Genomic DNA, 5,571 nt, shown 5'->3' with positions numbered 1-5,571 from the left:
GGTGGTGCGGCCCGGCCGGCGGCGGTGCGGCCCGCCCGGCCGTGGCCCACCCCTCAGAGGAAGGCGTGTCCCTCGCCGCGGTAGGTCGGCACGGTGGCCACCACCGCGTCACCGTCAACGAGGTGCACCTCGTTGACGTGTTCGCAAAGCTCACCGGCCTTGGCATGGCGGAACCAGACCCGGTCGCCGACCCGGAGCGTGTCCGCGGCCCGGCCGGCGAGCGGGGTCTGCACCTCGCCCGCCCCCTCGGCGCCGATCAGCTTCAGCCCGGCCGGCAGGCAGGGGCGGGGCAGCCGGCTGTCGGCGGCCGGGCCGGAGGCGATCCAGCCGCCGCCGAGCACGGTGGCCAGCCCCGGTCCGGGCCGCCGGACCACCGCGCAGGCGAAGTACGCCGCCGGGGTCGGCCGCCAGGCCCGGTACGCGTCGAAGAGCGTCGGCCCGTACAGGCCGGAACCGGCGGTGACCTCGGTGACCGCGGGGTCGGCGCTGGTGGCGGCCACGCTGCCGGTGCCACCGCCGTTGACGAACTCCAGGTCGGCGTGTTCGCGTACCGCGGCGACCGCGGCCGCGCGCCGGGCCAGCAGTTCCCGGTACGACCCGCGCTGGGCGACCCGGATCGCGGTGCCCAGCAGCGCCTGCCCGGGCGGGGCGTCGCCGAGCCCGGCGATCTGTGCCTCGTACGACATCAGCCCGACCAGCCGGAAGCCGGGCCGGGCGGCGACGGCGGCGGCGAACGCGCCGGCGGCCCGGGCGCTGTGCACCGGGGAGCGGCGTACGCCGACGTGCACCCGCCCGCGCAGCGGTCGCCAGGAGGCGTCCAGGTCGACGCAGAGTCGCAGCGGGGGTCGGCGGCCCGGCGGGCAGACCTGGTCGATCAGGTCGAGTTGGGCGGGGTCGTCGACCATCAGGGTGACCGCGTCGGCGAGCGCCGGCTCGGCGGCCAGCGCGGCGAGCGCGCCCCGGTCCGCTGTCGGGTACGCGACCAGCACGTCGCTGCTGACACCGGTGCGGACCAGCCAGTTCGCCTCGGGCAGGGTGAACGCCATCACGCCGTGCCAGCCGGGCCGGTCCAGTGCCCGAGTGAGCAGGTCCCGGACCCGCACCGACTTGCTGGCGGCCCGGACCGGCTTGCCGGCGGCCCGGTCGACCAGGGCCCGCGCGTTGGCGTCGAAGGCGGCGAGATCGACCACGGCGAAGGGCGGATCGAGGTGTGCGGTCGCCCGTTCGAGACGATCGCGCAGTTTGTCGCTGTCGCTGACCACGTCTGCACGCTAACTGTCTGAGGAACAATGCGAAATACCCTCGCGTCTGTCTGGGCTGCGGGCGACGGTCCCGGCGGCCTAGGCTCGGCGAGCAGGCGAATGTCGCTCCGGGGGCGCATCCCGGGCGCGACTAGAGTGTTCCACCGGGGATGCCCAACTCTGGGCCGGCACGTGGAGGTACGGCCATCGAAAGCCAGAACAACGGCGAGTCGTCCGGCGTGTCGTCGCCCGGCGCCCAGACCGACCGGTCCGGTGCCGCCGCCATCCGCTCGGTGCTGCGCATCCGGCCGTTCCGCCGGCTGTGGATCGTGCTCAGCGCGGCCTCCTTCGGCGACTGGCTCGGCCTGCTCGCCACCGCGCTCTTCGCCGCCTCGCAGGTCTCCGGCAGCACCGCCCAGGGCGCCGCGTTCGGCGGCGTGACCGCCATCCGGCTGCTCCCGGCGCTGGTGCTCGGCCCGGTGGCGGGCGTCTTCGCCGACCGGTTCGACCGCCGGTGGACCATGGTCGTCTGCGACCTGCTGCGCTTCGTGCTGTTCGCCTCGATTCCGCTCTACGCGCTCACCGGCGCCGCGGGCGGCCTGGTGGTCGGCTGGGCGCTGATCGCCACCTTCCTGATCGAGTCGATCACGTTGCTGTGGATCCCGGCCAAGGAGGCCGCGGTCCCCAACCTCATCCCGCGTACCCGGCTGGAGGTGGCGAACCAGCTCACCCTGATCACCACGTACGGCCTGACCCCGGTGGCCGCGGCGATCGCCCTGGCCGTGCTGACCCGCGGCCTGCCCAGCGCGGTCGGCGGCAACCTGCCCGACTGGGCCCAGCCGGCCCAGCTCGCGCTCTGGTTCAACGCCCTCTCCCGGCTGGCCACCGCGCTCGTGGTGGCGTTCGGGATCAAGGAGATCAGCGAGGCCCAGCGCACCGAGGCGGAGCGCACCGAGCAGAGCATGTTCCGGCAGTTCTCCGAGGGCTGGAAATACATCGGGCAGACCCCGCTGGTCCGCGGCCTGGTGCTGGGCATCTTCGGCGCGTTCGCCGGCGGCGGCATCGTGGTCGGCACCGGCAAGTTCTTCGCCAACTCACTCGGCGCCGGTGACGCCGCGTTCTCGCTGCTCTTCGGCGCGATCTTCGTCGGCCTGGCGCTCGGCATCGGGCTCGGGCCGATGATCGTGCGGGACATGTCCCGGCGCCGCTGGTTCGGCATGAGCATCGTGCTGGCCAGCGCCTCGGTGCTGGTGCTCGCCTTCGCCATCCACCTGTCGATGGCCATCGTCGGCGCGATCCTGGTCGGCGCCGGCGCCGGCATGGCGTTCCTGGCCGGCACCACGCTGCTCGGCGGCGAGGTCGCCGACGAGGTGCGCGGCCGGGTCTTCGCGGTGGTGCAGATCGGCACCCGGCTGGTGCTGATCCTGGCCATCGCGCTGAGCAGCCTCCTGGTCGGGGTCGGCGGCTCCCGCCAACTCACCATCGCCGACCTGGGCATCTCCATCTCCTCGACCCGCCTGCTGCTGCTCGTCGCGGGCGCGGCCGGGATCTTCGCCGGGATCAGCGCGTTCGGCCAGATGGACGACAAGAAGGGCGTGCCGGTCCTCGCCGACCTCTGGGGATCGATCCGGGGCCGCCCGCTGATGCCGGCCGAGCCGTTCGTCTCCACCGGCCTCTTCGTGGTCTTCGAGGGCGGCGAGGGCGCCGGCAAGTCCACCCAGCTCGCGGCGCTCGCCGAGCGGCTGCGCGAGCAGGGCCGGGACGTCGTGGTCACCCGCGAGCCGGGCGCCACCGCGGTCGGCGAGCGGATCCGCTCGCTGGTGCTGGAGAAGACCGACGACCAGTGCCCGTCCCCGCGCGCCGAGGCGCTGCTCTACGCTGCCGACCGGGCGCACCACGTGGCCACCGTGGTCCGGCCCGCGCTGGTGCGGGGCGCCGTGGTGATCAGCGACCGGTACGTCGACTCGTCGCTGGCCTACCAGGGCGCCGGCCGTACGCTGCCGGTGGACGAGGTCTCCTGGCTCTCCTCGTGGGCCACCGGCGGGCTCAAGCCCGATCTGGTGGTGCTCCTCGACGTCGAGCCGCACACCGGGCTGTCCCGGGTCGAGTCCCGCAACCGGGACGCCGACCGGCTGGAGGCCGAGTCGCTGGCGTTCCACGAGCGGGTCCGGTACGCCTTCCTCGACCTGGCCGCCGCCGACCCCAAGCGGTACCTGGTGCTCGACGCCGCCCGCCCGGCCGGCGAGATCGCCGAGGCGGTGGCCCGGCGGGTGGACGAGTTCCTGGTCGACCCGGCCGGCATCGTGCATCCCCGGCCGGCCCACGGCCCGGACACCACGGTCCAGCCCGAGTTATCCGACGCGGAGCTGGTGACGATGGAGCGCTCCCCTTGACGGTGGACGTCTTCGCCGACCTGGTCGGTCAGGACGAGGCCGTGGCGACCTTGCGGCGGGCCGCCGCCGCGGCCGCCGCCGTGCTGCGTGCCGGTGCCGAACCGGCGGACCCGACGGCCGGCGGTGACCCCGGTGGCGGGATGACCCACGCCTGGATCTTCACCGGGCCGCCCGGCTCCGGCCGCTCGGTGGCCGCCCGGGCCTTCGCCGCCGCGTTGCAGTGCGTGCACGGTACCGGCTGCGGCCGGTGTCCCGGCTGCCACACCACGATGACCGGCACCCACGCCGACGTGCGGCTGGTGGTGCCCGAAGGGCTCTCCATCGGGGTCGGCGAGATGCGGGCGCTGGTGCTCCGCGCGGCCAGCACCCCGTCCGGCGGGCGCTGGCAGGTCGTCATCATCGAGGACGCCGACCGGCTCACCGAGGCGGCCGGCAACGCGCTGCTCAAGGCGATCGAGGAGCCGCCGCCGCGAACGGTCTTCCTGCTCTGCGCCCCGTCCGTGCACCCGGACGACGTCTCGGTGACCATCCGGTCGCGCTGCCGGGTCGTACCGCTGCGGCAGCCCTCGGCCGACGCGGTGGCCGAGGTGCTCGCGCGCCGCGACGGCATCGCGCCCGACCTGGCCCGCTGGGCCGCGGCGGCCGCGCAGGGGCACGTGGGGCGGGCCCGGCGGCTGGCCCGCGACCCGGAGGCCCGGCAGCGCCGGGAGGCGGTGCTCGCCGTGCCGCGCCGGTTGACCGGGGTGGGCGCCGCGTTCGACGCGGCGTCCGCGCTGATCGAGGCGGCCGAGGCGGAGGCCGCCGCGTCGGTCGCCGAACTCGACGAGGCCGAGAAGTCCGCGCTGCAGACGGCGCTCGGGGCCGGTGGCACCGGTCGGGGCGCGGCCGGCGCCATGCGGGGCGCCGCCGGCCAGCTCAAGGACCTGGAGAAGCGGCAGAAGTCGCGGGCCACCCGGGCCCAGCGCGACGCGCTCGACCGGGCCCTGGTCGATCTGGCCGGCTTCTACCGGGACGCGCTGACCATGGCGTTGCGGGCCCCGGTCGCGCCGGTGCACACGGACACCGCCGCGGTGGCCGGGGCCGGGGCCGAGAAGTGGGCCGCCGACGGGTCGCTGCGCCGGCTGGAGGCGGTGCTGGAGTGCCGGGCGGCCATCGAGGCGAACGTCAAGCCGCGGATCGCGGTGGAAGCCATGATGCTCGCCCTCTGGCGGGGCTGAGCCGCCCGGCGGGCCGGCTCGGCGCGGTTCCCGCACCGTCCACAGGCCATCGACACGCGCAATTGCGGTGCGGTACGGTCCGGTGTGCCGCGGTGACGGTGGCGGCACGCTCAGTGAGGGGCGGTGCCGCCGGCAGGCCGGCGGCGCCGTCCAGCAGCCGGGAGGAGCCGCCGATGCCGCGGGGGGAGATCGACGAGGCCTGGATCGAGGAGGCGGTGCGCCGCTACCGGCGCATCGAGACCCTGCAGGCCGAGTTCGACCGGGCCGTGGCGACGGTCGAGGTCACCGTCCGGTCGCCGGACGGGCTGGTCGAGGTGGTGGTGACCGCCGGCGGGCGGATCACCGACGTGCGTTTCCTCGGCCCGCTGCACCAGCGCCACCCCCGGGACGTCGCCGGCTCGGTGCAGGCCGCGGTCACCGCGGCGGCCGACGCCGCCCAGTGGGCGCGGGAGAAGCTGCACAACGAGACCTTCGCGGCGTACCGGCCGCTGGCGGGAGCCTGACATGGAGACCCTTCGCGTCCTGGCCGCCCGCCTCGACGAGGCGGGCGCCAGGCTCGCCACCCTGTCCCACACGGTGACCGCCACCGACCCGGCCCACCCGGCCTTCGGCGCGCACGCCGCCGGCCGGCCCGGTGAGATCGGCCGGGCGCTGCACCGGCAGTGGACCACGGCCACCGGAGACCGGGCCCGCGAGGCGGCCGCCGCCGCGGCCCGGCTG

General features: G+C 75.6%; 5 protein-coding genes. 4 read left to right on the top strand and 1 reads right to left on the bottom strand.

Annotated features, from left to right (window positions below):
- Positions 1–53 precede the first annotated feature (53 nt).
- On the bottom strand, positions 54–1,262 hold the full coding sequence (locus LQ51_RS11270; RefSeq protein WP_046564892.1) for an amino acid deaminase/aldolase: 1,209 nt from the start codon (positions 1,260–1,262) through the stop codon (positions 54–56).
- 149 nt (positions 1,263–1,411) lie between these two features.
- Between LQ51_RS11270 and tmk the strand changes: the two genes are divergently transcribed.
- The 4 genes from tmk to LQ51_RS11250 all read left to right on the top strand — a co-directional run.
- Positions 1,412–3,634, top strand: coding sequence for a dTMP kinase (gene tmk, locus LQ51_RS11265; RefSeq protein WP_255352227.1), 2,223 nt, complete (start codon positions 1,412–1,414; stop codon positions 3,632–3,634).
- Entirely contained in the window at positions 3,631–4,851 is a 1,221-nt protein-coding gene (locus tag LQ51_RS11260) for a DNA polymerase III subunit delta' (protein ID WP_369799838.1), read from the top strand. Before tmk ends, LQ51_RS11260 begins: the two co-directional genes overlap by 4 nt.
- Before the next feature lie 173 nt (positions 4,852–5,024).
- Positions 5,025–5,354: a YbaB/EbfC family nucleoid-associated protein gene (locus LQ51_RS11255; protein ID WP_046564890.1), complete on the top strand. Its 330-nt coding sequence runs from the start codon at positions 5,025–5,027 to the stop codon at positions 5,352–5,354.
- Position 5,355: 1 nt separating this feature from the next.
- On the top strand, positions 5,356–5,571 hold a 216-nt coding region (locus LQ51_RS11250; RefSeq protein WP_046564888.1), incomplete at its 3' end, for a hypothetical protein.

This window comes from Micromonospora sp. HK10 (assembly GCF_000982955.1).
In the GTDB taxonomy this organism is placed as follows: Bacteria; Actinomycetota; Actinomycetes; order Mycobacteriales; family Micromonosporaceae; genus Micromonospora.
The sequence above is the reverse complement of the archived record's forward strand: the minus strand, read 5'-3'. Positions and strand labels throughout refer to the sequence as shown.

What these genes read in the sequence shown, in the direction of transcription:
- tmk (WP_255352227.1), top strand. Translation starts at nt 1,412, where the DNA reads ATGCCCAACTCTGGGCCGGCACGTGGAGGTACGGCCATCGAAAGCCAG.
- LQ51_RS11255 (WP_046564890.1), top strand. Translation starts at nt 5,025, where the DNA reads ATGCCGCGGGGGGAGATCGACGAGGCCTGGATCGAGGAGGCGGTGCGC.